The organism is Bartonella sp. MR168JLCBS (assembly GCF_042194175.1).
Map to the genome: position 1 here is coordinate 1 of NZ_JBHIMP010000458.1, position 257 is coordinate 257.

1 pseudogene is annotated in these 257 nt (G+C 40.1%); it reads right to left on the reverse strand.

Going from position 1 to position 257, the window contains the following annotated elements:
• A pseudogene (locus ACFIK8_RS11950) lies at window positions 1–257 on the reverse strand (ABC transporter substrate-binding protein); the annotation flags it as partial.

Consider the following 257-nt stretch of genomic DNA (forward strand, 5'->3'; position numbering starts at 1 on the left):
TTCTCTTCCCACCATCAAAAACATCCCAAGACTGAGCCATAGCAGAACGAATTTTCATAGGATCATTCCGATCATACTGCACCAATGCACTACAAATATTCGTCAATAACTCACTTGTTACAACTTCAACCGATTGAGCTGGATCAAAACTGCTAATAGAATCAATATTCCAAGCCATCACCAAGATGTCCTTAGATGATCCACTGAGCGCTAGTGGTACGGATATATGCAAACATCCAATTGCCCCTAATAAAACA